This window comes from Salirhabdus euzebyi, assembly GCF_014207435.1.
Lineage (GTDB): Bacteria > Bacillota > Bacilli > Bacillales > Alkalibacillaceae > Salirhabdus > Salirhabdus euzebyi.
In genome coordinates this window covers 25,851-51,930 of sequence record NZ_JACHGH010000012.1, presented here as the reverse complement: position 1 = coordinate 51,930, position 26,080 = coordinate 25,851, and the positions used below count along the sequence as shown (strand labels likewise).

28 protein-coding genes, 1 pseudogene and 1 riboswitch are annotated in these 26,080 nt (G+C 35.1%); of the genes and pseudogenes, 13 read left to right on the top strand and 16 right to left on the bottom strand.

Annotated features, from left to right (window positions below; genetic code table 11):
• Positions 1-52 precede the first annotated feature (52 nt).
• Positions 53-1,608, top strand: a protein-coding gene (locus HNQ94_RS16150; protein WP_174497371.1) for an IS3 family transposase whose coding sequence is annotated in 2 segments (ribosomal slippage) — positions 53-692 and positions 692-1,608 — 1,557 coding nt in all. Because the reading frame shifts where the segments join, the coding sequence is not laid out codon by codon here.
• Positions 1,609-1,666: 58 nt separating this feature from the next.
• Here the strand turns inward: HNQ94_RS16150 and HNQ94_RS16145 are convergent.
• Complete coding sequence (locus HNQ94_RS16145; protein WP_174497372.1) at positions 1,667-1,873, bottom strand: hypothetical protein; 207 nt, start codon at positions 1,871-1,873, stop codon at positions 1,667-1,669.
• A gap of 172 nt (positions 1,874-2,045) precedes the next feature.
• Here HNQ94_RS16145 and HNQ94_RS16140 point away from each other — a divergent pair, with 172 nt between their 5' ends.
• The 3 genes from HNQ94_RS16140 to HNQ94_RS16130 are packed head-to-tail and all read left to right on the top strand — an operon-like array spanning position 2,046 to position 4,306.
• Positions 2,046-2,756, top strand: a complete 711-nt coding sequence (locus HNQ94_RS16140) for a hypothetical protein (protein ID WP_174497373.1) — start codon at positions 2,046-2,048, stop codon at positions 2,754-2,756.
• A 38-nt stretch (positions 2,757-2,794) separates the two neighbouring features.
• Complete coding sequence (nfsA, locus tag HNQ94_RS16135; RefSeq protein WP_174497374.1) at positions 2,795-3,547, top strand: oxygen-insensitive NADPH nitroreductase; 753 nt, start codon at positions 2,795-2,797, stop codon at positions 3,545-3,547.
• Positions 3,548-3,556: 9 nt separating this feature from the next.
• Positions 3,557-4,306: an NAD-dependent protein deacylase gene (locus tag HNQ94_RS16130; RefSeq protein WP_174497375.1), complete on the top strand. Its 750-nt coding sequence runs from the start codon at positions 3,557-3,559 to the stop codon at positions 4,304-4,306.
• On the opposite strand, the gene HNQ94_RS16125 is transcribed toward HNQ94_RS16130, so the two are convergent.
• The 5 genes and pseudogenes from HNQ94_RS16125 to HNQ94_RS19840 form a co-directional block, all read right to left on the bottom strand.
• On the bottom strand, positions 4,303-4,875 hold the full coding sequence (locus HNQ94_RS16125; RefSeq protein WP_174497376.1) for a SurA N-terminal domain-containing protein: 573 nt from the start codon (positions 4,873-4,875) through the stop codon (positions 4,303-4,305). The genes HNQ94_RS16130 and HNQ94_RS16125 overlap by 4 nt on opposite strands.
• A 108-nt stretch (positions 4,876-4,983) precedes the next feature.
• The gene (locus HNQ94_RS16120) at positions 4,984-6,021 is read right to left on the bottom strand and encodes a DmpA family aminopeptidase (protein ID WP_174497377.1); all 1,038 of its coding nucleotides are present in this window, start codon (positions 6,019-6,021) and stop codon (positions 4,984-4,986) included.
• A gap of 37 nt (positions 6,022-6,058) precedes the next feature.
• Positions 6,059-6,934, bottom strand: a complete 876-nt coding sequence (locus tag HNQ94_RS16115; RefSeq protein WP_174497378.1) for an alpha/beta hydrolase family protein — start codon at positions 6,932-6,934, stop codon at positions 6,059-6,061.
• Between the two features lie 117 nt (positions 6,935-7,051).
• Positions 7,052-7,246: pseudogene (locus tag HNQ94_RS19895) on the bottom strand (SCO family protein); the annotation flags it as partial.
• 65 nt (positions 7,247-7,311) lie between these two features.
• Positions 7,312-7,464 (bottom strand): SCO family protein, encoded by a 153-nt coding sequence (locus HNQ94_RS19840; RefSeq protein ID WP_221452603.1) that lies wholly within the window; start codon positions 7,462-7,464, stop codon positions 7,312-7,314.
• 390 nt (positions 7,465-7,854) lie between these two features.
• Here HNQ94_RS19840 and HNQ94_RS16105 point away from each other — a divergent pair, with 390 nt between their 5' ends.
• From HNQ94_RS16105 to HNQ94_RS16095, 3 genes are all read left to right on the top strand, one after another.
• Positions 7,855-8,388 (top strand): CotY/CotZ family spore coat protein, encoded by a 534-nt coding sequence (locus tag HNQ94_RS16105; protein ID WP_174497379.1) that lies wholly within the window; start codon positions 7,855-7,857, stop codon positions 8,386-8,388.
• A gap of 261 nt (positions 8,389-8,649) precedes the next feature.
• Positions 8,650-9,279, top strand: coding sequence for a hypothetical protein (locus HNQ94_RS16100; RefSeq protein ID WP_174497380.1), 630 nt, complete (start codon positions 8,650-8,652; stop codon positions 9,277-9,279).
• Between the two features lie 456 nt (positions 9,280-9,735).
• Complete coding sequence (locus HNQ94_RS16095) at positions 9,736-10,596, top strand: hypothetical protein (protein ID WP_174497381.1); 861 nt, start codon at positions 9,736-9,738, stop codon at positions 10,594-10,596.
• Positions 10,597-11,050: 454 nt separating this feature from the next.
• Here the strand turns inward: HNQ94_RS16095 and HNQ94_RS16090 are convergent, their stop codons facing one another.
• The 4 genes from HNQ94_RS16090 to HNQ94_RS16075 all read right to left on the bottom strand — a co-directional run bounded on the left by HNQ94_RS16090 (position 11,051) and on the right by HNQ94_RS16075 (position 17,204).
• Positions 11,051-12,475, bottom strand: coding sequence for a hypothetical protein (locus HNQ94_RS16090; protein ID WP_174497382.1), 1,425 nt, complete (start codon positions 12,473-12,475; stop codon positions 11,051-11,053).
• A 484-nt stretch (positions 12,476-12,959) separates the two neighbouring features.
• Complete coding sequence (locus tag HNQ94_RS16085; protein ID WP_174497383.1) at positions 12,960-14,477, bottom strand: M23 family metallopeptidase; 1,518 nt, start codon at positions 14,475-14,477, stop codon at positions 12,960-12,962.
• 324 nt (positions 14,478-14,801) lie between these two features.
• Complete coding sequence (gene metX, locus HNQ94_RS16080) at positions 14,802-15,875, bottom strand: homoserine O-acetyltransferase MetX (RefSeq protein WP_221452593.1); 1,074 nt, start codon at positions 15,873-15,875, stop codon at positions 14,802-14,804.
• 21 nt (positions 15,876-15,896) lie between these two features.
• A complete protein-coding gene (locus tag HNQ94_RS16075) occupies positions 15,897-17,204 on the bottom strand; it encodes an O-acetylhomoserine aminocarboxypropyltransferase/cysteine synthase family protein (RefSeq protein WP_174497384.1) in 1,308 nt (435 codons plus the stop codon).
• 140 nt (positions 17,205-17,344) lie between these two features.
• Positions 17,345-17,456: riboswitch (SAM riboswitch) on the bottom strand.
• Between the two features lie 255 nt (positions 17,457-17,711).
• On the opposite strand from HNQ94_RS16075, the gene HNQ94_RS16070 reads away from it, so the two are divergent.
• From HNQ94_RS16070 to HNQ94_RS16055, 4 genes are all read left to right on the top strand, one after another.
• The gene (locus HNQ94_RS16070; RefSeq protein ID WP_174497385.1) at positions 17,712-18,503 is read left to right on the top strand and encodes a TraR/DksA C4-type zinc finger protein; all 792 of its coding nucleotides are present in this window, start codon (positions 17,712-17,714) and stop codon (positions 18,501-18,503) included.
• Positions 18,504-18,576: 73 nt separating this feature from the next.
• Positions 18,577-18,765: a hypothetical protein gene (locus tag HNQ94_RS16065; RefSeq protein ID WP_174497386.1), complete on the top strand. Its 189-nt coding sequence runs from the start codon at positions 18,577-18,579 to the stop codon at positions 18,763-18,765.
• Complete coding sequence (locus tag HNQ94_RS16060; protein ID WP_174497387.1) at positions 18,758-19,078, top strand: CHY zinc finger protein; 321 nt, start codon at positions 18,758-18,760, stop codon at positions 19,076-19,078. The genes HNQ94_RS16065 and HNQ94_RS16060 overlap by 8 nt, the downstream gene beginning before the upstream one ends.
• A 123-nt stretch (positions 19,079-19,201) precedes the next feature.
• The gene (locus tag HNQ94_RS16055) at positions 19,202-19,621 is read left to right on the top strand and encodes a hypothetical protein (protein ID WP_174497388.1); all 420 of its coding nucleotides are present in this window, start codon (positions 19,202-19,204) and stop codon (positions 19,619-19,621) included.
• Positions 19,622-19,775: 154 nt separating this feature from the next.
• Here the strand turns inward: HNQ94_RS16055 and HNQ94_RS16050 are convergent, their stop codons facing one another.
• Entirely contained in the window at positions 19,776-20,252 is a 477-nt protein-coding gene (locus HNQ94_RS16050) for a glutathione peroxidase (protein ID WP_174497389.1), read from the bottom strand.
• Positions 20,253-20,294: 42 nt separating this feature from the next.
• Positions 20,295-20,891, bottom strand: a complete 597-nt coding sequence (gene srtD, locus HNQ94_RS16045) for a class D sortase, LPxTATN-specific (protein WP_246200052.1) — start codon at positions 20,889-20,891, stop codon at positions 20,295-20,297.
• Between the two features lie 281 nt (positions 20,892-21,172).
• Between srtD and HNQ94_RS16040 the strand changes: the two genes are divergently transcribed.
• The gene (locus HNQ94_RS16040; protein WP_174497390.1) at positions 21,173-21,682 is read left to right on the top strand and encodes an RNA polymerase sigma factor; all 510 of its coding nucleotides are present in this window, start codon (positions 21,173-21,175) and stop codon (positions 21,680-21,682) included.
• Positions 21,675-23,552, top strand: coding sequence for a WD40/YVTN/BNR-like repeat-containing protein (locus HNQ94_RS16035; RefSeq protein WP_174497391.1), 1,878 nt, complete (start codon positions 21,675-21,677; stop codon positions 23,550-23,552). Before HNQ94_RS16040 ends, HNQ94_RS16035 begins: the two co-directional genes overlap by 8 nt.
• A gap of 47 nt (positions 23,553-23,599) precedes the next feature.
• On the opposite strand, the gene HNQ94_RS16030 is transcribed toward HNQ94_RS16035, so the two are convergent.
• The 4 genes from HNQ94_RS16030 to HNQ94_RS16020 are packed head-to-tail and all read right to left on the bottom strand — an operon-like array spanning position 23,600 to position 25,948.
• Positions 23,600-24,358 (bottom strand): sporulation protein, encoded by a 759-nt coding sequence (locus HNQ94_RS16030; protein WP_174497392.1) that lies wholly within the window; start codon positions 24,356-24,358, stop codon positions 23,600-23,602.
• A gap of 45 nt (positions 24,359-24,403) precedes the next feature.
• On the bottom strand, positions 24,404-25,246 hold the full coding sequence (locus HNQ94_RS16025; protein WP_174497393.1) for a DUF1028 domain-containing protein: 843 nt from the start codon (positions 25,244-25,246) through the stop codon (positions 24,404-24,406).
• Positions 25,247-25,293: 47 nt separating this feature from the next.
• Positions 25,294-25,422, bottom strand: coding sequence for a hypothetical protein (locus HNQ94_RS19680; RefSeq protein WP_260400960.1), 129 nt, complete (start codon positions 25,420-25,422; stop codon positions 25,294-25,296).
• A 37-nt stretch (positions 25,423-25,459) separates the two neighbouring features.
• Entirely contained in the window at positions 25,460-25,948 is a 489-nt protein-coding gene (locus HNQ94_RS16020) for a metallophosphoesterase family protein (RefSeq protein WP_174497394.1), read from the bottom strand.
• Positions 25,949-26,080: the final 132 nt, after the last annotated feature.

The following is a 26,080-nucleotide window of genomic DNA, read 5'->3' as shown; positions in this document are numbered from 1 at the left end:
GGTAGACAGATTAAAAAATAAAAATCTGGCTGTTTATGGGGGAGCATTTGTTATGTCCAAAAGATCTTACTCTGTAGAAGAGAAATACGAGATATTAAAGGCATTAGATGAGCATTATTCATCATATGAACTTGAATCAAAATATAACGTGAACCATTCTACGATTTTAGCCTGGAAACACAAGTACGATAAGTATGGTTTGGAAGGTCTAAAAGAGTCTTCAACTTGGAAAAAGTATTCTAAGGAATTGAAGCTAGCTGCTATTAGGGACTGTCTGTCTGGGAATTATTCTATACGTGAGGTTGCTAGATTGTATGAAATATCGGATGCTTCTGTCCTCAGAGGTTGGATAAAGAAGTATAATAGTCATAGAGATTTAAAGGATACGTCAAAAGAAAGGACGAGCTCTATGACTAAAGGAAGAAAAACGACTTGGGAAGAACGAATACAAATTGTACTTGATTGCTTGGGGAACGGAAAAGATTATCAAGAAGCAGCTAATACTTATCATGTTTCTTACCAACAAGTCTATCAATGGGTTAAGAAGTATGAAGTTGGCGGAAATGAATCGCTGAAAGATAAACGTGGTCATAAGAAAGAAGAAGCTAAACTAACGCCAGAAGAGAAAATCAATCTTCAAATGAAAAGGTTAGAAAGAGAAAATGAACGGTTACGTGCGGAGAATTTATTCTTAAAAAAGTTAGAGGAGATCGAAAGGAGGCGAAAATAAGCCAAATCCGATTTGAAGATAAGTATATCGCTATTCAGGAGCTTCATGAAAAAGAGAATTTAAGCATTAGTTTACTTTGTGAAATTGCCGGTATTGCACGATCTGCATATTATAAGTGGATAAATCGTACTCCTACATCCAGGGAAATACTGAATAAAGAAATCATCAACGAGATGAAAACTCTCTATGAAAAAGTTGATGGCATTTTTGGTTATCGTCAAATGACCCTTCACATGAATAGAAAGTTCGAGGAGAAGCTTAATCATAAAAGAATTTATCGTTTGATGAAAGTGGCAGGATTACGCTCTGTCATTCGTGTCAAGAAGAAACAATATAAACACTCTACACCTCAACATGTGGCAGACAATATATTAAATCGTGAATTTACAGCCGAAAAACCAAATAAAAAATGGGTAACGGACGTTACAGAATTTAAGTATGGCCAATCAAAAAAGGCCTATTTAAGTGCGATTCGTGATCTTTATGACGGATCCATTATAAGTTATGTTCTAGGACACTCTAATAATAATCAACTAGTATTCAAGACAATTGATCAAGCTACTGTACTATTGAATGGAGACCACCCTCTTATCCATAGTGACCGTGGATTCCAATACACCTCTAAAGGGTTCAAATGCAGGATAGATGCGGCAGAGATGACACAAAGCATGTCACGAGTTGGTCGGTGTATTGATAATGGACCAATGGAGTCTTTTTTTGGGACATTGAAATGTGAGAAGTATTATTTACATAAATATAAGACATTTGAGGAACTTACTACTGCGATAGATGAGTACATCCATTTTTATAATCATGAAAGATACCAAAAACGATTAAACGGCCTTAGCCCTATGGAATATAGAGCTAAAGCCGCTTAAATCATTTTTATTATTTCCACTGTCTACTTGACAGGGGGCAGTTCATTCAGTAGGTGCGTTAATTTATTTTGGTTTCCCCTTCTATTTCTTTAGTCCTTTTCTGTTGTTTTCTTATAAGAGGATCATGAAACACAACAAAGTAAACAAGCGTTGGAATAACAAACATAGCAACAACAATGTCCGTTATTACATGATACATATGCAAGATGACCATTAATACTAATAAGCAAAGTAACGACAGGTCTATAAAAAACAGCTTCCTCATTACATCACCCCTAATCTGGTGCTAATAATTTATGCATGTAGAGCTAGGCAGGTGATATAATAATTACGCTTAGGTTTAAGAATAATCTAATGAAGGGAATTAATTAACAAGCAAATTCAGGTGTTGTACAATAGGATGGATACTACATGAACCCATTAAAGGAGACTGGACTATGAAAAAGTGGATAATCGCTAGCTCTTTGTTATTATTGATAGGTTGTTCGGAGGAAAAAACCCAAGAGGTTGCGAGTATTCCTGTCGTCGAAGATAAACCCCACCAAGAAGAAATTGTCCTTCCTGAAACGATAAATTTACCTGTAGGTGATGCAGAAACAGTATCATTTCATTTAGATAACATTCCGATGCTTGCCTATTATTTAGCTAATACTAAAAATGTAGAAGAGAAAATAAAAGAATTTCAAGGAATAAAGCTTACAGATTCAGAAGAAACTGATCATTATTTAATGGAATATGCGTGTCAATCTACAAAAAAGAATTGCTCTTATTTATTCATACAAAAATCTAAAAATGAAGAACAAGTTATTCCTATCGTTGATTTTGCTAACTACGAGGATTTTCAATTAGCTCCTGATCAAAAGCATGCTTTAATTAAGTTCAATCGCTACAAAAATACGGAAGCAGACGGAATAACGAATCATATCTTAGCGATAGATCTAGAAAAAATGGTGGTTGTTCCTTTAAAAAATGACGAGTTAACTTATGATGTGCTCCGTTTCAACTATCCAATTTATAGTATGACATGGCTTGAAAATGACAAAATGACTATTGAAGTGCCAAGTGAAGATATGATTACAAATGAAAACGTAGACCCTATTGAATCAGCACCTGTTCAGGAGAGAATAACTATTGAATTTGAATTATAACAGCTGCCTATAAACTCAACTGAAAGGGAGAATCAGCAATGAACAATCAAACTATTGAAACGATACTTAATCATAAATCTATACGTAAATATACAAACGAGCCGATTACGAAAGAACAAATTCATACAATCGTTCAGGCTGCTCAACAAGCATCCACTTCTAGCTACTACCAAGCTTATAACATAATCGGAATTACGGACCCTACTATCAAAAAGGAGTTATCTCTTATATCTGGTCAGTCATACGTTGAAAACAATGGACATTTATTCATTTTCTGTGCCAATTTAAACCGTTTTTTACTGAAAACCGATGAGTCATTTAAGGAAAAAATCACAGAAAACTTAATGAATACAGAGCATTTTCTTGTGGCAACAATTGATGCCTCTCTAGCTGCTCAAAATGCTGCTATTGCAGCAGAATCTATGGGACTTGGTATTTGTTATATTGGAAGTCTGAGGAACAATATTGCAAAAGTGGATCAATTGTTAAATCTTCCCCCTTTTGTCATTCCCCTTTTTGGTATGACTATTGGCTATCCGGATCAAGAACCGGAAAGAAAGCCACGGTTACCGATAGAAGCTGTGTACTCGGAAAATAGTTATCCTCAAAATAACGAGGAAACAGAAAAATATATTGATGAATTTAATGAAATATTAGGAGCTTACTATGAAAATCGCACGGAAAATAACCGTTCAGATACATGGACTGATCAACTACACCGAAAACTGTCTAAACCTGTACGGGAAGACGTAACTACTTACGTTAAAAGTAAAGGATTTAATAAAAAGTGAGGATAAACAATGTACGCAGCTATTACTAATCAAATAAGAAAAGCAACGAACATAGTAGTTCTTACTGGGGCTGGAGTAAGTACAGATAGTGGTATACCAGATTTTCGTTCCACTAATGGTATTTGGGAAGAAGACCGCTCTAGAGAATATTTTATGTCCAACGAATATTTCCAGAAAAATCCCCGTGATTTTTGGACAAAATACAAATCCATCTTTCATTTAAAATTGGCTGGAAACTTTCGACCTAATCTAACACATCATTTTATAAAACAATTAGAAGAAATAGGTAAAGAAGTAACTGTCATAACACAAAATGTTGATGGTCTACATAAAAAGGCAGGAAACCAAAAGGTCATTGAGTACCATGGCACACTTACAACAGCAAGCTGTCCAACCTGCTATAAATCATATCCCTTATCGTATATTCTTGAACATGCTATTCCTTATTGTACGGACTGTTCCATTTCTATTAAACCGGATATTGTTCTTTTTGGAGATATGATTACGGAACATGAAAAAGCTGAGGCTGCGATTGAAAAGGCAGATTTTCTTCTCGTGTTAGGGACGTCCCTGTTTGTAACTCCTTTTAATTCGTTACCTATATATGCAACAAAATATTGTAACGTCCCATCTGCAATTATTAATCGAGAACCGACAATCATGGATGACACGTTTTCTTACGTGATTCATCAAGAACTAAAAAAAGGTATTACAGAAATTTGCAACCTATACCCTTTGAATATGAAAGCACAAGGTTAATCGGTGTGGTAATGCTTTTGTACCTTTTTCATTTCGAAGCGGTGCTTTTGTTTATAGGAATCGATTATGGCCTCTATAGTTTCTTCTAGGTGTTCAAAGTCTTGCCTATCATTTGTTTGCTCCTGAAAAATATCTTGATGTAATTTCTGAATTAACATTTGCTGTCTTAATCGATTTCCTTGATAATTACGGTAGAAGAATTCTTCTATTGTAAGGTTTTTTTCTGCCAGGAACGCTTCAAAACCTGGCCCCAACATTTCTGGTCCAAATTGTTTGACCGTTTCTATCATCTGTTCGGCATAGTCTTGTAGCTCTTGATCAGATACTTCAAATCCCCGCTTGGCCGCCTCTTCCGATAATGCTTTACTTTGAAAGTAAAAATCGATTGCTTCCCTAATCACTTCTTCTCGAGAGAGTTCTGACTGGGATCCAATTTCATCAATTAGTAAATCAAGCTCTTCATAATTAACAGTATCCGAGCTTAAAAGGTAACCTTTGGTATCTAAATTAACAATAAAAAAAAAAATGAGGACGATAGCTAAAATAATGATAAGCTTTGTTTTTTGCATAATAGCAAACTCCTTGCAGTCAAATATGGCATCTATAATCATTCTACCTAAAAACTCTTTTCCCAGGAAATAAAAACCTCCCCAACAAAATGGTTAGGGAGGTATAATTTATTTATTTAACAAGTCATAAGGCAAACCTTCAACTACCCTACCTTTTCTACCTGTAGTTGTCTCTGCCATTGTTAACGAATTTAAAATAGCCTCTTCTGTAGCTTCTGCTACTCCTTGAAACAACTCTCTCATGATCTTAGAGTCATCTCTAATTAGTTTCTTCTGTTCTATAAAATCACTTTCTGCAAAGTGAGGAATCGTATAGCCATTTGAAAAAGCAATGACAATATCTCCACTTCCATGATGCACGTTACTACCAGTACGTGCTAATCCAATCGGAGCCCTTTTAGATAACCTTTTTAATTGTCTATCAGATAGTGGTGCATCCGTACCAACTATCATCATAATTGATCCATCAGGAATGTCCTTATCGTTCATTAATGGATCTTTATAACGGGCTAGCTCAAATTCTTTTCTTTGACCAAAGTTGCTCACTACTAAAACGCCTACTGTGTATTGATCGTTAATAATACGCGAGGAAGTACCTACTCCACCTTTATATTGATAACATAGCATACCTGTCCCAGCACCGACTGCCCCTTCCTCTACTTCAGTTGAAGCACTATCGATAGCCTGTCTTGCATGTTCTGGTAGTATAGGTAATAATCTAGCACTATTTAAATACATATCATTACATTCACCAACAACTACATTTAAAGAACCTGTCGTATCACCTATTTCAGGATTTTGTTCCAGCATATGTTCTAATGTACCTTTCATAACAGTCCCAACATTAAATGTATTCGTTAACATAATAGGTGTTTCCATTTCCCCTAGTTCTTCTACCTGCACTAGTCCGGAAGTTTTTCCAAATCCATTTAATACAAAACTAGCAGCTGGCACCTTATGACGAAAAAGGTTACCATCATGAGGTAAAATAGCTGTCACACCAGTCCGAATACATTCTTCGTTTTCCAAATCTTCATTTAGTGTAACGTGCCCTACCTTTACCCCTGGGACATCCGTAATCGCATTTCTTTTGCCCGGTTGCATGGTGCCTATCCTAATATTTAAATCCCTAATTCTTTTTCTCATTCTTGTCCTCCACCAATACTTTTTTCTTATTGTATCATTACTTCGGTTCTTTATATTGGGAGAACCAGTTGTTCACTTCTTCTAAATATTGTTCTGTTTGGTCCGTTAAAGTGTGATATCGACTATCAAAAAGGAGCATTTTCACATTTTTATGGGCTAGTTTTAATTTTTCAGCGAGTTTTTTCGTCTGATCCACGGGGATTACTGGATCTTGTTTGGCATGTATTAGTAAGAGAGGAACATCAATTTTTTCCGCCCAGTATACCGCTGAACGTTCCTTATAAGAACTTAAGTTGGCATCTAGAAATCCCAATGTCTCATATAAAAAATATTTTAACGAGGACGGGGCTTGCTTATAACCTGAGACGAGATCAGATATACCTGCAACTGAAGCCGCAGCCTTGACATCGGCTCCTTCCTTAACAGCTTGGTAAGTAACCATGCCCCCCCTTGAAACACCATACATGAATACATTCTCATCATCAGCATGTTCAATTTCATCTACCGCTTTTAATAAGTTCAACACATCCTCAACATCACCATCACCAAAAGCATATTCCCCTTCACTCTCTCCCACCCCTCGATACTGGGATGCTAAAACGATGTAACCATTATGAGTCCAATAAGCTAGATCCTCTAACATTTTCTTACTTATCGCTCCTGAATCTAAAACCCCACCATGATTAAACATAATAACAGGAGCTTCCTCTTTTAAATCACTTGGCATTAACAAATAACCAGATATATTTAAACCGTCACTGTCGTATGTAATTTCGTAAGCAGTAGTATCATCGGCAAACTTTCCATGAAGTTGAATAGGCTCTTTTCCTGTTATTATAGGTTCTTTCACTTCTTCCTCACAAGCAGTTATGAACAAAAGAAACAACATGAATAGGAATGTTGTTTTTTTCATACTTCTTTTTCCTCCTTAAAAATAAATTCTTATGTACATGCTATTCTTTTAAAATCATTACTATTAACTTTTTGTTTCCTATTTTCACATAAAAAAGACGAAATGTATCATTTCGTCCTACTCTTCATGTACTAGATTATACATATCTTTTAATATTTTTTTTGTATTTAATGGTTTTTGATTTGTTGCCATTTCGTATATTCCTCGGATTTCGTTATGCTGATTAAGTAAATAAACAGTTGTACTATGGGCTACAAATCCCTCTTTTATTTTTTTATAAACCATTTCAAATTGTTCGGCTATTTCCTTCGTATTTTCTTCAGTATCTACTAAACACTTCCAACTTGAAAATTTTCAGTATAGTCATAAACTTTTTCTCATGTATCTACACTGGGGTCAAGTGAAATAGATAGAAATATAATTTCCTCACCAAGTAAACCCTTCTTCTCCAAGATGTTTTGCATTCTTCTGACATAATGCATTGTTAAAGGACAATTATTTGGACAATTCGTGTAAAAGAAAGTAACCAGCTTTACATTATCACTATCTAATGTATAGTCATCACCTTGAATTGATTACATTGAAAAATTACTTATTTTCCCTAGAGTAGGTATTCTCCAGCTCTGAAAAAATGAACGCCCAGGTGATGGGCGTTTATTAAAATGAACGGTTGATAGAAAGGGGAAGAAAACATAAAGGATCTAAGGTAAAAGATCCAATACCATCCATACAACAATCTATACAAATAGACGAAAAAGGTACATGATACTACCCCATTTTTTGCTTAAATATCCAAAAGGTGTTTTAGCCTATTTTTTATCTTTTTGATTAAATGATGATACATAACCATACAAAAAGTTACTAAGGACATATGTTAGTACTGTAAAAGCTAATAAATAAAAAAAGGAGTGTTCTAATCCATGGGTTGTGGAAAAAAATTCAATGATAACGTTGCTGGTGAAACAATTTTCGGCGATGACAACTGCGTATGTGATGTAGTTCGTGCTATTGCAGATGCACAAGAGGATGTAGTAGATGTAGCATGTGATGTTAGTTGTTCAAGATCAATTGATAATCTTTTAGCTCCTGTATCTAGAAACAACTTAGATACAGTTCCATTTATTCTATATGGTAAGGACTTAAAACCATTTAAAGCATTTGGTGCTGATATTGAATTTTCTGGCGGACGTCAACGTCTTGACTGCACAGAAAGCTTTATCTTCCGTGTAAAAGAAGTTAGTGACGACTGCTGTGCAGTAATAGAACTTCTTACTTTTGATGACGAAGAACCAGATGCTCCTGGTAACCAACAAGGTGCACGTTGTGACAAAGATCCTTGTGAACAAATTGATGGAGAAGAAGTACGTGATTTAAACCGCACTGGTATCTGTATCACTGTAGATCTTAAGTGCTTCTGTGCAATTACTTGCCTACCTGCAGTATCTGTCCTTTAATCAGAATAAACAAATGAACGGGGCTTTTTGGCCCCGTTTTTTATTACATAAATCCACTTATTATATTCATACTTCTAGACAATGGATCCATTCACAAGATTATTTCTCTCCTATTTAGCTTTTAAAAATAGGCATGTTATTTTCCATTTTCATGTATAGGGTCCATTCATATAAAAAATTTAATCATAAATTAGTAAAGAAAATATTTATTAAACCTTTATGGCTACTTGTATGAATGGCTGGTAAAAGGAGGAAAAAGACATGTCTGACACATTTTGTTCCAAATGCGGGATGCTTTTAAGAAAACACAACCATGCTGGTAATTATCATAATGACTTTGATTACGATGATCATTACGATAAAACATATGGTCACCGTTATGAAACATGTTTATGTGATCGTCATTTATGTGATGATCATTTTAAAGTGCGTTTAGGTGGTCTGACAAATGGGATTAATTATCGATTAAGGCAGTTAACTGGCTGTAAAGTAAAACTGAGTGTGGATGCAGGAAGTGAGACGGAAAAAATTCTAGCTGAAATTTGTCACGTCGGCAGTAATTATGTAGAAGTAAAAGTTTTAAAGAAATTATCCGATTCCTCTTTTGTCACAGATGAAGAGGAAGATTTACTAGAAGAGCTAGAAGCAGAATTAGCTAATTTAAGAGAAGAAGTAGATGCCTTAGAAGAGGAAATTGAAGAAATGGAAGACTTACAAGATGAAGAAGAAGAATGGGAAGAAGATAAGGAAGATTTAGATGAGGATGACTTTGATGAAAAAATTCCTCACTCTAGAAAAAAAAGGTATATAAGAAGGAAACCAAAAAGAAATAAATTTGCCATATATCCTTTACATTCCGTTAAATGGTTCGAATTTCAAGAAAATTATTAGTTTTAACAAAATGCTCTTATAAAAAATGTGTTAATTGCTAGACCAATTAACACATTTTTCAATTCTACATTTCCATGAAAAGAAGATTGCTTATTGGACCTTTACTATAATCCTCTTTTCCTCTATTCCATAAAGTGTACCTTGCATATTTTCTCTATCTGATACAACTCGAAATGTTGATCTATTGCTTGTAACAAATAAATTTTTAGTGTTAAGCAAATAACCACTGAATAAGCTCTAGTGACTGAGGTACCGTCTCCCCAATTCTACTAACCACATTTCAGCTAATTTATGTATTTGGAAGATAGTTGGTTTAGTAAAAACAAACTGATAAAATTACCTATTAACCTTTAGGCAAGAGCCTTTTACAAGATGAAAAGGGAGATGGCCTAATCAACCATTTTTAGTACACATATGATATTAGAGAATCAATTTGTGTTGACGGAGGGAAAACGTATGGAATTAGGAAAGGCAACTTTTTCTTCTATCTTTGAAAAAGTAGAGGATTACCAAAAATTTATGGAAAGTATGCACCAACCAGTTCCAAACCTGATCCCTAAAATGGAAAAGACATATTTGTTTATACTTTATAATACCGATGGAAACAGGATCGAGACGTCCTTTTGTAATACCATTTTTTATCGGCTACTTTATTTTAATAAGGAGAAAAAATCAGCAAAATTTGAACCTTACTTTATCAATGAAATTAGAAGGGAGAATAAGCATTCACTAACTATCCCACTCAAAAGAATTGGTATGCTACAAACCTTTTGTTTGGAAGAGACGATAGAAAAAAGCATGAATAAAAAGCCTAAAACAGAAGAGGTACCTGCAGATAAACCATCTAATAGCCTACAAGCTTATATCAAAAAAGGGGTTATCAAGACTTATGACCAGGAGCCTGTTCGAGAAGAAAGACCACAGTCCCCGGAAACATCAGTAGTTCACAACCCTCCGAAAGATGATTATAACCATGCAAGTCTAGATGTCACCGACAAATCCTCATCTTATGAACAAGTACTAGAAAAGGATAACGCCAATGTTTCTCAACACCCTTTCGAAAACAAACCCTCCAATTTAGAAGAACTTAATGAAACAAAAAATGCTACTTCAACGGAGAAGATTTCTGACAATAGTGATGATACGAAAGACATTTCAAACAGTGAGGACAAAGAGCCATTTGTTGAGAAAGATGACCTTGTTTCTTCCAAGCCACCAATCAATAAAAACAAAATAGAAAAAAAAGATCGCGTTAGAGTGACAAAAAGAATTATTCCGATTGAAAATATTAAATCTATTGAATTTTATAGTGAGTAAAGGGATGTCTCAATGATTTTTGGATATTTTAAGATGTAACTATGATTCTAGTCGGCTGTATAAAAAAGAAAGCACGGAATGAATATTTCTCTTACAGTGGGCGGTTTTAGTACTATTACTATAGGTGTGTTTTTATTTATCAATACCTTCTTCATTTTGTTACTGTCACTATCATTTCAACCTTTATTGGAATGATAATAGGAGCACTATTTGGGGCCTTATTTGATTATCATACCGTTTTGTCAGGTTATGTGAATGGACTCATGTTAGGCATTCTGTCACCCATGGTAGGTGCTGCCACAAAAAATAGTTATCTTTTTTTAGGATTTATCGAATGTTTTTTTCTATTTGGTACTTTTCTCGTCGTTATTGTGACATCTTTACTCATTATTACTCAATGAGAGTATAAAAGGCAGTCTTCCTTATCATTAAAGGAGAGCTGCCTTTTGAAGTTTTACCAAATAAATAAAGCTAACGTTGTCGATGCAATTAAACCGAGCATTACTGGCACAAAGTTTTTCCGGACAAGTTCCATAACCGATATACCACAAAAACCTGCAATAGCAATCAGCGATGACCAGGCGATAATAGTACCTCCACCAGTCCAGATCGACCCCATTTGCCCGATTGCAGCTAATGTAGATGGATCCATTCCAGCGGATGATAAAGCACCTGATAGTGATCCAGTTAAAGGTAAGCCTGAGAAACCAGAACCATCTAATCCAGTAATTATTCCGATGATAAGAATACTAAATGCTGCTAATACTGTACTTTGAGGTAACACATCCTGAGAAGCCTGCACAATATCAAATAAAAATGCTGGTGGTTCTTGATCCCCAAGTGATAAAATACTACCTGCAAAATCAGAGCTTCCTAAAAAGAAGAATCCTGCAATTGGAATAACTGGTCCCATCGCTCGGAACGCAAATACGAAGCCATCTGTTAAGTGTTCACTTATTGTATCCAGTGATTTATGCTTACCAAAAGCGACCGATGCTAAAAGAAGTAAAATAACAGCTACTCCTCCAATAAATGCAGCACCATCTCCGCCTTCAAATCCTCCCATTCTTCCTGCAGAAAGCTTGGAGGAAATCATATAACACATAACAGCTACCATGGACAACGGAACGAGAACAGCAAACACTTTACTCCATGTGGAAAGATTTTTTGATTCTGTATTTCGTTTACTTTCATCAAGCCCTTGCATTGCTATTATTTCTTTTTCTATTGCTGGATCATTCTTTCTTCTAAAATGCTTCTTATTCAAGAAATAAGCTAAAAAAATAGCCACTCCACCTGTAATTAACGATAGTACTAGTGCCTTATCCACGAGTGCGCTAGTTTCAATACCTGCAGCTTTCGCGGACAGCTCTGGTGCAACCTGAATGATATAGTCAGATGAAAGAGCCATACCTTGCCCTGCTAACGCTACTGCAACGGCAGCAACCATAACTGGTAGACCAGCTCGTATAGCCGCAGGCACTAGTAATGCACAAATTAACGGTACTGCAGGGGTAGGCCAGAAAAATAATGATATAACATACGTTACTATAACAAGTACAAAATAGGCAATATGTGCATTGGTCATTACTTTTTGTATAGGTTGAATCATTTTCCGATCTGCACCTAGATCCTTTAATGCGTGTAGTAAAGCTACCATGAATGTAATAATTAGAAAGATATTAAACAATTCTTTTGCAGCAACTAAATTGGCGTTAAAAATGGCAGTAAAGCCACCAACAACACTTCCTTTATACACCCATGCAATAAGGAATGTTCCTAATAAGGTTGGTAGTACGACTCCTTTACGAAAAATCATTGTTACGATAATGATCAAGGTGAACAAACCATACAGCAAATGGCTAAATCCTAATTCCACTTTTATCACCATCCTTGTATTGGTCCACCACTTTTCAGTGATGCTATACGTTATGCACAGGTGCCTAAATTGGTGATTGATGACATTCGTAGCTTTATAAGGGGATAATAACTACATACAATTGCATTTATTACGCTAAAGTTTCAATTCTTACAGTGAACCAATCAATAAATTAAGTCCTATCTTCATTTAGCTCCTCAAATCGTTAATTCATTCGACTCAACCTTCATTTAGCTTCTTGAACCGATAATTCTATAGATTCAACCTTCAATTATTTCTGGGAAACGTCTACTGCCCTTATATGTATAATCAGTTGAAGAATCAGTTTACATTTTGAATTTTCCCGAAACATTAGAAAAACTTGGCTTGTAGCCAAGTCCTAATGACGAAAGCCTTCGTTTTTCTTATACTTTAATCCTTTAACAAAGTTACATTTTCTTAAAGTATAAAAAAAGCTAGAAGATAAACTTCTAGCTTTTAACTCTTAAAAATATGAACTTGGGTTCTGTAGAGCTCCATTTTTATATAGTTCGAAGTGTAAGTGAACACCCGTTGAATTTCCTGTTGATCCCATTATACCAATTGTTTGGCCTCTTTGAACCGTTTGGCCCGGACTAACGTGTATGGAAGATAAGTGACTATAGCTTGTACGGAAACCATTTTGGTGGTCTATAACAACTTGGTATCCATATCCACCATTCCATCCAGCTGATTTAACAATTCCATTATCAGCAGCATAAATGGATCGATTACTTACACCCGCTATATCAATCCCTTTATGGTAACTTCCCCATCTATATCCTAAACCACTCGTAATGAATCCACCAGCAGTAGGCCATCGGAAACTTCCTGTTCCACGAGATGGAATAACTTTTGTACCTTGAATAATCACCTTATTCACAGGTTCTTTCACTACTTCACTATTAATTACTTCACGGTTAACTACATTGCCGTTCTCCTTCGTAATACGATAATGAACGTGTTTTTTACCTTCTTGGCCCTCTTGTTTCACTTTCGATTGACCCTTAAATAATTCATCAGAAGATTCATATTTAACTTGATAGTCAATACTTTCTTCCACCATTTTATCTTCTGTTACAATAACATCAATAAAAGGTTTGTATCCTGTTACATTTACTTCTTGTCCAATGCTTAACACAGAATTTTCATTCATGTTAGGATTTAATGATATTAGTTCTGTAACAGATAAGTTGTATTTCTCAGCAATAGATCCTAAAACCTCACCTGATTGAATCTTGTGAATTTGATCAGCGATAGTTCCTCTTTCTAAAAGCTTCATTGCCTGTTCTTCTGTTAGAAGCTCAGAAGGATTAATTTTTTCTTCCTCAATTGAAACTTTTTTCGAGAAGTCAACGTCTAATATAGTAGATTGACCAGCAGACAAAACCGGAGTCGTTTCTGTTTCTTCTACTTCAGAAGAAGATAAAGTAGCAACTTCTTCAGTAGACTCAGTGTCACCTTCCGTAGTTTGCTCTATAGCTTTCATACTATATTGAGATGCGATTTCTTCTGGTACATATTTTGCAATAAATTTATTTAAAACTTGTTGCGCTGTTTCTTTATCATTAAAATAACCGACTAACTCACCATCAACTACTAATTTAACAGCTTGTACACTATATGTTATCTTATCTTCTAAATTTTCGATAACACGTTCGTTGTTAAAAACAGGTTGAAATGCGACTTCCGGTATGTACGTAATTTCTTCGCTAACCGCAAGATGTAAATCTTCAAATTTCTTCTCTTCAGAAGAAACCTTTTCTTCAATGAAAGACTCGATTACATCCTTACTACCGACTGTACCTAAATGTTCCCCATTTACATATACATGGTAAACTTTTGGTAGATTATTTTGAAAAGAGTCAGCATAGACGGAACCAATCGTAATTCCTAGTCCCAATACAGTAGTCATCACTACTTTAGGCAATAACGCCTTGTGGCCTTTCTGTTTAGGCAAGTCTATTTTTTTGTATTCCCGCATTTCTCTTTCCTCCTGCGACCATAGGTTAAAAAATCCCTAACCCTTTTTCTTTACTTTATTAATCTACCATAACTGTACTAGGTAAATAAATAGAATTAGGTATAATGTAACAAACTTGTATAATAAGTGTCATATTTTAACAATTAAATGTAATATATGTATAAAAAAGTGTAAAAAGTAACGTTTTTAGACTTTGTACTTAAAAATATATTTTAACATGACAATCTTTTTATAAAAACATTATTTTAAAAATAAAAGTTTACATATAGTATTTACATTAAAAATCCTGGTATTTTATAACTACCAGGATTTTCTCTTTCCTTTTTAGTTTTCTAAATGCTCTTTGACAAAATACCCCCACTTATTAAATTCTACTAAAAAACCATCATGGCCAAATTTAGTCGGTATTCGATAGTAATGACTTTTGCTTACTTTGCTGACAAAAGTACTCATTAGCTCTGGGGTATAGATTAAATCATTTTCATAGCTAAAGGCTATGATTTCCGCTTCATACAAATTAGATGCACTTTCCCACCCGTTACGATTTCTTCCAATATCGTGACCATTCATTGTATAAAGCAATGTTAAGTAACTGTTCGCATCAAATCTGGACGTCAATTTCTCACCTTGATGTCTCAAGTAGGATTCAACTTCATATAAAGGATTTTTCCCGTTTTGGTGACATTTTGTCCTTGCAAACCGTTCTGTAAATAAACTAGGACTTCTGTAAGTGATCATACCAATCATTCTAGCGATTTCAAATCCTTTAATATCTTGGGCGCTACTATATTCTCCTTGCTTCCAGTTTGGATCGTTTTCTATCGCCTCAATTCCAATTCGATTAAATGCAATACCATAGTCGGTTAGAAAAGGAGTTGCAGCGAAAACAAATAGTTTCTTCATATCCTTCGGGTACATAATGCCCCATTCTAATACTTGCATTCCGCCAAGCGATCCTCCCATTACAGCATAAAGATGATCGATACCTAACTGATTTAAAGCCTTTCGCTGAGCATTTACCATATCCCTAACAGTTACATGAGGAAAGGTACTACGGTAAGGTTTTGATGTATTCTTATTTACCGCCAAAGGACCAGTAGACCCGTTACAACCACCTAATATATTGAATGTAATAACTTGAAATTGTTCTGTATCAACAGCTTGATTTGCTCCAATTAATCCTCTCCACCACCCTGGTTTTTCTTCCGTACCAACAGCGAATTGATCACCAGTTAAGGCGTGACAGACTAAAACGACAGGAGCATTCAGTGGTCCTACCCGCTCAAACGCTAACACAGCGTTTTCAATAATTTCACCTGATTCTAAGCACAAAGAGCCAATCGAAACCGTTCCACTTATATGTTTTTCTTGCACTATATTTTTTTCTAATATACGCAAAACGATTCAGCTCCCTTAAAATTACTTTACTACCTCTTTTTGAACAGCCTTTTTAATCGCTTGATCTAAGTCAGCAATTAAATCTTTAGGCGATTCTAGACCTACAGATAATCGAACTAATTCCTCTGTCACTCCAGTTAATTTTAACTCCTCTGCACTTAATTGCTGATGGGTCGTAGATGCTGGATGAATAATTAAGGATTTAGCATCCCCTACATTCGCCACATGGGACCAAAGCGAGATATTGTCAACCACTCTTCTGCCGTCCTCGCGATCCCCTTTAATCCCAAAGACAACAATCGAACCAGTTCCATTAGTTAAATATTTTTTTGCTAAGTTATAGGAAGGATGAGAAGAAAGTCCTGGATAGGATACCCAATCTACTGCATCATTTTCTTGTAAGTATTTTGCAATTTCAAGTGCGTTTTCATTATGTTTTGGTACACGTAAATGCAATGTTTCCAATCCCTGTATGAACAAAAATGCGTTTTCTGGACTTAAGCAAGCACCAAAATCACGTAGTAATTGGACCCTTAGTTTCGTTCCAAAGGCTGCACCTTCCACATCAATACCATAACGTATGTTATGATAGCTGCGATCTGGTTCAACAAAGTCAGGAAATTTATCGTTATTCCAATTAAATTTCCCACTATCTATAACAACTCCACCAATTGTTGTACCGTGCCCACCTATCCATTTTGTAGCCGAATGGACCACAATATCTGCTCCCCATTCAATAGGACGGCAGGAATAAGGTGTTGCAAATGTATTATCAATTATTAATGGGATATCATATTCATGAGCAACATTCGCTACGGCTTCAATGTCAAGTACATGCAAACTAGGATTACCAATCGTTTCGGCAAATATAGCTTTTGTTTTTGGCGTAATAGCCTTTCTGAAATTATCTGGATTTTCTGGATCTACAAATGTCACCTTAATTCCATATTTCGGTAAGGTCGTTGAAAATAAGTTAAACGTTCCTCCATATAAATTTGTCGCTGCAACTATTTCGTCTCCAGCTCTTGCCAAATTTAAAATGGAAAAGGATATAGCTGCCATTCCTGATGAAAGTGCTACGGCATTACTTCCACCTTCTAATAATGCAAGCCTTTTTTCAAATACATCTACTGTTGGATTCATGATCCTTGTGTAAATGTTTCCCGCTTCTTTTAATGCAAATAAGTTTTGTGCATGCTCCGTATCACGAAACACATAGGATGTCGTTTGGTAAATAGGGACTGCTCTCGCTCCTGTTGTAGGGTCCGGTTCTTGCCCCCCATGTAAAAGCAAAGTTTCAGGCTCAAAGTTTTCTTTAAAATTAGTCAATCCAACCACTCCTTAAATAATTTTGTTAGAAAACCTTGTTACACAGAAGCGTCTTAAGTTCGAACGGAAGATATAATCAGAGGAGTTAAAAAACGAAAACCCTCTTCTTATTATAAGAAGAGGGTGTAAAAACAATCCTCCTCTTATCTCTCAGATCGAAATTGATCTGTAGGACTTGGCACCTTTTCAAGTCGAATACTTGAAGGTTGCCGGGCTTCACAGGGCCTATCCCTCCGCCACTCTTGATAAGAGTTCACTTTATTAAATTAATGTAACTAAGGTTAATACGTAGTATAAAATTGTTTTTATTTTCTGTCAATTGTTTTTCCGTATTTATTCAAAAAAGTTCTTTATTTAGTATATGTTACTTTTTCCTGCATATGATTAGTAATTTTAACTACTTATTTTCCCACCACTATTTTCCTCATTTGCGTTCTATTTGCATTAATGTTTTTGCGTTTTTCGACAAACAATAATCATATACGAATGTATAGGAAGGAGATTATTATGCTTACAGCAAAACAGTTGCAAACCTTCCGTTCCCAGTTGCAGAAGGAAAAAGAAGATATTGAACAACGACTAGAAGCAAACAATCATTTTGATTTAAAAATGGGACATTATCATGAATCCATGAGTGAATTATCTAGTTACGATAATCATCCAGCTGATGAGGGAACTGCTCTTTTCGAAAGAGAAAAAGACATTGCCTTAAATGAACACGTTGAAGATGAATTAAAGGATATAAAGAAAGCGATTCAAGCTATAGATAAAGGAACCTATGGAAAATGTGAAGTATGTGGAAAGGATATTCCTGTGGAACGCCTAGAAGCACTCCCTACTACTTCTTATTGTATTGACCATACACCTGAAGATTATATCTCACAGGAACGTCCGGCAGAAGAAGACGTTTTAGAACCTCCATTTGGACAATTTGAATTCGATGATAAAGACGGTGAAGTATTTGATGCAGAAGACTCTTGGCAAGAAGTAGCTAAATGGGGTACTTCAAACACCCCTTCCGATTTCGTCGTAGCCCCAGACCACTATAATGAAACGTATATTGAATCCGATGATCGTGTAGGGTATGTAGAAGATTACGAAAATTTTGTTGGTAATGATATTGATGGCAAAAATATAATGGTTTATCCAACCCCACGACATAAAGAATATGAAGAAGATCTAGACGCAGAAGATGTTATGACCATATTTGGTGATTTAAAACCTTATGAAATTGACCCGTATACCGAAGAAGCATTAGAAGAAAGAAAACAGAACGGAAAAAATAATCATGAAAAATAACCTCTTTTTAGGGGTTATTTTTCTTTTATAATTACTTTAAAATTGTATGTAAAAATAGACGAGGTGGTAATTTATGATAAGGATTGGATTACTTAGTCTTTTCCTATGGATAGCTATATGCTTGTATCTATATTTAACAGCAGAGGAAATGGAAATATTATTAGCACTTAACACCTTTGTTTATGGCGGTTTTCTATTCATCATATATTTTGCTATTATTGGATTTTTAATCTTAAAGAGAAGGGGTAAAAAAAATGACTGATCCTGTAGTTAATGGGATAAATATGGATCCTCAAACAAGATGTAAACATTACCATTCCAACCAAGATATAATCGCAATTCGACTGGGTTGCTGTAATGTATATTATAGTTGTTATGAGTGTCATGAGGAGTTGGCTGACCATCCTGCAAGCCCTGTTCCAAAAGAGCATTTTCACCAACAACATATTTTTTGTGGCCTTTGCCATTCCATTTTAACCGTCCATGAATATCTTAATAGCAATAACAACTGCCCAAATTGCAATGCACTATTTAATCCAAATTGTAAGTTACACTATCATTTATATTTTGAATGATAAGTTTTTTGCGATAAAAAGGGAAATAAGAAATTTTTTAAAAAAATTTTTCCTTTTTGTGTAACTTTCCTTTTGGTAAAACGTCTAATAAATGGAAAACAAAAATTAACGGAGAGAATTCATATGAAAAAAGTTGCTGCATTTGTCTTTATAATGGTTATTTTTTCATTAATTATCATTACAACATATCATTCCGATTTATCATTTAAAGAATTAATAAAAGAACAACCAGTGAAAATTGCTGCTCAATCAGCTGATCATCAAGATATACTGTATACAACGAGTAACCCGAATATTATTAATCGTTTTACAATTGTGACAGAATCACTGGAACTGGAAAGAACGAAAACTACGTCGGATACTATCCACAAGGAAATCCAGCTTTTCAACGAACATGGAAAGTTAATTGCTGATATCCGTTTTGTTGGTAATGAAGCAATTGAAATTGATGGCAACACATATGAATTAAAAAATAAAGATGTTAACAATCATTTTTCTCAATTTTGGGAAGAATTATATAATGAAGCTTTATATTATTTCTAAGTGGTTTAAAGATGGCTTACATAATAGGTGGCAACTTGGTTTTTAGCTATTTTATTAAAATTTCGTTTTATGAACCTGTTATTCCTCATACCAAATGGAATAAATCATTTGAAGGTGCTTTTAGCACCTTCCTTTTTTTTGCATTCATCTTTTCTTAGATGTATTTCTCGATATCTTTTTTGATTTTTTCCGGTTTTGTGTTAGGGGCATATCGCTTTACTACATTCCCCTCTCTATCGATTAAAAATTTCGTGAAATTCCACTTAATTTCCCCACCAAAGATTCCTTTTTTTTCATTCGTTAAAAATTGAAATAAAGGATGAGCATCTCTACCTTTTACATCAACCTTTTCAAACATAGGAAAGTCAACACCATAGTTTACTTGGCAAAATTGTACAATGTCTTTTTCATCCTCAAATTCTTGATTCATAAATTGTCCACAAGGAAATCCTAAAACGACCAATCCGTCATCCTTATACTCCTTATATAATTCTTGAAGTCCTTCAAATTGAGGAGTGAAACCACATTTACTAGCGGTGTTTACGATAAGTATTACTTTTTCATGATAAGTATTTAGCGGTTCGACTACTCCATTTGCTAAAGTAGGTTCAAAATCATAAATGGATACCATACTTTTTCTTCATCCTCTCTTGCTTCAATATCATTTCATTCACTAGTTAACAGGATTGGCAAAAATAATATAACGCTCTGGTGCATCACCAACGAATCCAAATGGATAACATGTAGACAACGTTAATACTTCATTAGGATATGTTGATGCAATAACAGTTGTATCATCTGCATCCACTATTTTTGTTTCATATATTTCATAAGTGAATGTACCGTATGGAAGTTCAACAATTAATTGATCACCAGTTTGTAAATCGCCTAGTTTTCTAAAAACCGTATCCCGATGACCAGACAATAATATTTGGTCTTTTTCCCCAGGAAATACCGTATCACTATAATGTCCTACGCCTCTTTCTAGTTCATCTTCACTCGTTCCTTCAATAATAGGCAACTCGCTATCGATAGCTGGTAAATAAAGAACCCCAATAACATCCCCTTTTTTCGGATGAAAATCGTCAAAGGATATAGTACTTTTCGTTTTTCCATCCTTATGTTCGGAATTACTCTGTTGTGCTCCCACCAACTCCTTAGCTTCTGCTAAAGATTTTTGTTCATTTTGTTTCATTCCCCAAATATTCCAAGCAGAATATAAGAGAAGTGTGAACCCTGCTATCATAAATAAAAGGGATAATTTTTTCACTTCTTCTACCTCCTTCCGTTTATCATGAATACCGTTATCTTCTATTTATATTTTACCCATGAGAAACGAGCTACCGCAACAAATAATATATTACAAACGAAAAAATAATTCGCCTATATATCCATAACCCCTCTAATATTTTCCATTTTTTGTCGAAATTTTTATTCATTTAACGTAAGATTAAGAAAAACAAACGTAAAGCAAGTTTTTTATCAAATGTATGAAATCTTTTTAGGGTTCAAACGTCTAATTAAAGAACCCAAAATTCTGGGGGAAATAGGATGAGTGGGGAAAAAGTAATTACGGAATGGTATCACCAATATAAACACGATATATATCAATACTTAATTTACTTTACAGGTACTTCCGATGTGGAAGATATTATTCAAGAAGCGTTCATTCGTGCACTAAAAAATATTGATAATTTCCATGGCACATCAAGTCCAAAGACATGGCTTATTAGCATTGCTAGAAATGCCGCGATTGATGAAATGAGAAAGAGAAAACGTTCCAAAATTGTACAGAAGCAATCATATGATGATAAATTGGAACCTGTTTCTACAGAAACACCGGAAGATTTTGTTCAGTTTACTGAAATGAAGAAAGAACTTTATCATGCCATTCAAAATCTTAGAAAAAATTATCGCGATGTTGTTATTTTACGAGGCATTAAAGAAATGTCCATTGCAGAAACCGCATCTATCCTTAATTGGAATGAAAATAAGGTTAGAATTACATACCATCGCGCTTTAAAATCTTTGAGTCAACAAGGAGGGGTTTTTGATGAGTAAATTTGATGAATTCAAACATATAGAAGAACAACTACATCAGTTACCAAAACCTCACCTTGACAAAGAGGCAGATGATCGAATTTTATCTGCTATATTAGCATCCACTAAAAAGTTAGAAAAACATAAAAAGCAACAATTTCGCATAAAAAAGATAGCTGGTGGATTCGCTACCTTGGCTTTTGTGTTCCTATTTTCCTTTATCCTTTACTCCACGATGCATAAGGGAAGCTTTGAATCAGGTATGGACCAAGCAAGCGAGGAGTCTGCAGATTCAGATTTCAATAGACAGGAATATCCTGCCACATTAGATAAAGTAAGTGATCAAAAAGAATCTGCATTTATGTCGGTATTTAATGGAGAAGTAAATAGTAGTCAGGAATATATCGTGTTCACTGAAGAACACTTTCAGGCTGAAAAAGAAAGTTTCTTAGAGAAAAACCCAGATATTCAAGAGAAACTTAGCGCCATTCAATTTACTGATTTTACAGTGAAAGAGAGCTGGCAAGGTTCTATAACTGGGGATAGCTTCCATCTAAATCTATACACAAACGAACAGGACGTAATAATGATTGTTTCCATGCTGGGGAATGAAATGACAACTAATTTTATTTCAGACGCAAATTATCGTTCTTATCTTTTTTATGGTGAGCATGTTTTTCTATACGATGATCAGACAGGGAACGGGGAGTCATGGAATATTCCTCTCGGTCAAAGAAATGGACTTCAAGCAAATGATATAGCGGAATTTATCACGAAATGGGAAAATACGGATAAACCCCCTTACGGTAGTACTATTCGTATAATGAATTATAAAGCCATTTATAAGGAACCTGACGTGCTCGTCATAAATGGCATCTTCCATGATAGTGTAGAACAAGAAGAGGCCATCTGGTTAGATTTGAATCAAACACGAAAGCTAAAAATGGTTAATGAAAATAATGGATACAGAATCGATGATGGAATTATTTATCATACTTCTAACGGAGGAGATTCATGGATTCCGTCTATAGACTATAGTTCAAAGCAATTGTCTGATTTCCACACATTTGAAGCAAGTGCCTGGGCAGCGATTACATCTAATAGGGATCAGCTTGACATATTTTCAACAGATGACTTTGGATACACATGGGAAAACAGCCTTTCTTTATCAGGGCATTCTGCTACTTTTTCGTTCGTAAGTGAACAATTAGGGTGGCTTCTAGTGAGAGAAAACACTAGATCAGGTAACCAAATTGCAACAATATATGAAACAACCAACGGTGGAAAAAGTTGGTCGTCCAAGCGCTTACCCATTAAAGACGGTCAAGAACTATACACACTCGAATCGAACGATACAGAGGAAAACGTATTTATTTTTAATGGTTCTACTGGATGGATTGCTGGTTTAAATAAACAAAATCATGTTTCCTTATTTCTTACCGAAGATCGAGGAGAAACATGGAATTTCCAAACAATTGCGCTCCCACCTGAGTATCAATCAGAAGAATTATCCTTACAAGGACTTAAGTTCTTCTCACATTCCAGTGGAGTTTTACACGTTTCCGTCTTATCTAGAAATCAAAAATATGATTTACTCTTTGAAACAAGTGATGGTGGTAATAGCTGGAGCCTAACAGAACAGTTTGCCGAAAATAATAGTCTTACATTTCAGTTTCTAAATAAAAACACTTGGTTTTCAAGTGACGGGAAACAGCTTTCCGTAAAAAAATCAGATGCAGAATGGAATCGTATAGAAGTGGAATACGACATGGAAAGAATCTTGCATTTTCAATTTATCACGGAAAACAGAGGTTATTTACTAATGGAAGATGCTAATAACAGGAAAACTATATTAAAGACTAATGATGGCGGGGCTTCTTGGTCGTTATAAAATAGAATCAAATAAGACCTGTAGATTAATATCTACAGGTCTTATTTTTATGAAAATTGTTTAATTGTTTGTTTTAAATGGTTGGCAATTGGTTTACTGCCAGCTGCTAACTCTTCATTAGAAAATGAAACGCGAACAAAACTTTCATCCATATCTAGTGCCTCTGCAAATAGTCCCCCCAACCCTTTTGCTCGTCTATCTACTTGCAAGACTAGTTCCAAACCATTTGGTTTAACGAAGAACATCGCTTCTAACTCATCTAAGTCTCTACGGAACTCTGTCGACGGTAAAAACTCAAATTCCTGGACATATCTATAACGCTTCGAATACTCCATTTCCACTTTTCTTAGTTGAAAGCCTAAGTGATTAGTTAGAGCTTCCAATACTACTTGAACAGAAGAATGTGGATCAACTTTAACATAATCTCTATCATTCGGGTCAATAGCATTCGGAACATCCAAGCCTGTTTGAATCCATACTTTTGTCCTACCAAGTGTTGGCGGCGTATGAATAGGGAGCTGGAAATTGAAGTTTAATGACTTTTCTTCTCCTCCTCCAATTACAAACGAATCACCAATCGTAAAGGAGTCAATCACAACTTTTTCATACACTTTTCTATCATCTTTTTCTCGAACTGCTTCTGTCATAACAAAAAGCTGAATGCGATCTACTTGTTGTTCTGTACTACCACCTTTTACGAAAACTTTTCCTTTTACTTCACCACCTGGTAGTAAATGATCATTTTCTAACTGAGTATCTACTTTTGCATTTCCAATTCCAACACTAGCTAACCATTTTTTCAACATTCTCGTTTCCTCCCCAGAATCAAACTTTTTTCTTTTCCATTTACATTATTTATTGATGAGAAAATCTAGTACTTCTTTATCGATTTTTCCTTTTTCTAATTCTCGCTCCTCAAAATTCTCAATATGAATAAAGGATGTTAAGGCTTTATGCAACTGCTCATTATCCACACTGGAATTTTCTAAAAAACCTAACCGATGTAAATGTTTTTCAATATTATGTCTTACTTCTCCATCAATGGTTAAAATGTTTTCTTCTTTTGTTGTACCAAAATAAAGTTGATGTAGATTATAAATGCGTATAAGCTCCTTAATTGGATCTGGGTGATCATCTACACGCAAATCAATAAAACGATCATTAGCTTCTGCATAACCTCCTTTTTCTTTAACGATATATATAGCAGCAGATTGCATACCTCTCTTGTCCCCTCCTGCAGCTTGTCCTGCATCTAATGCTTGTAGAAGTCGTTCTGCTAAAGAGCCATTGGATTTTTCAAACGTTTCAGCCATAGCTTCAACTGTTTGTTCGTTTACTAAAATATTACCTTGTGCTGCATAATGTTTTCCTGCTCTTCCCCCTGCCCAATATAAACAATCTTCTCCTGTATATGTGGCAGCATTTCCATTTGCATCAACCATTCCAACTTGCCTTTCTGATCTTCCTTCATCCTTACTAATTAAAATATCAATTGCTTCTTGAGCGGTTTTGCCTTCTTCCATTAGCTCCAAACCATCTGGACCATATGCTGGGTTAGCTAAAGCCTGAGTGGCAACAGCACCTACACCTGCTTTAGCCCATGGGACAACAGAGCCAACTCCTATAAATTTTGATTGGACGGCAATTCCTAGTTCTCCCGTTTTAGGATCAAAACCTACTATTGAAAATGTCATGATAATCTTCTCCTTTTTACGATAATGTGCATTATATTAAACTAAATTTAATTCTCGTTTTGTTCCACACAGTCAAAACAATAAAGGTGTCCATCCTCCGTAGCCCCGTCAAAAAAACCATTGCGACAATAAATGGCTTTACCACAAACGGAGCAATTTCCTAAAAACTCCTCCATTTACCTACCCTCCATATGACTATTAAAAGACCATAGTCTATTTATAAAAAATATGTTCTGCACGAATGTCATCCTCAATATGAAGAATTCCAAAAGAGTAATAAGGCATTTTCCGTTTATCTTTAGCAGACCCCGGATTAAATAACAACGTTTTGTTGTTAAATTTTAATAATGGCATATGAGAATGGCCAAATAGAATACAGTCAACCTCTTCCCCCTCAAATGCTTCTAATACTCTTTTTTCCGTTGTCTTTTTATCCCCATGCCCGTGGACAATTCCTATCTTAATTTCGTTTATTTTTAGTATTTTTTTAGCTGGAAACAATTGTTTTATTTCCTCTGTGTCAACGTTGCCGTGTACACCTTCTATTCTTCCAAATTGCTTCAATTTTTCGTAAACATCAATTGATAACCAATCACCTAAATGAATTATTAGATCGGCATCAGAAAGAGCCTTCAGAAGAGTTTGAGGGAACCTCATCCCTCTTTTTGGCATGTGTGTATCGGAAATGACCACGACCTTCACCCAAACACATCCTTTTATTATGACTTTGAATAAGTGCACATTTTAACTCTTGAATCATTTATTAAGTTTAATTCTACTATTGCTTCAAATTACCTTCTTATTTTTATCAAGTACATGCATGAGCTTATATAG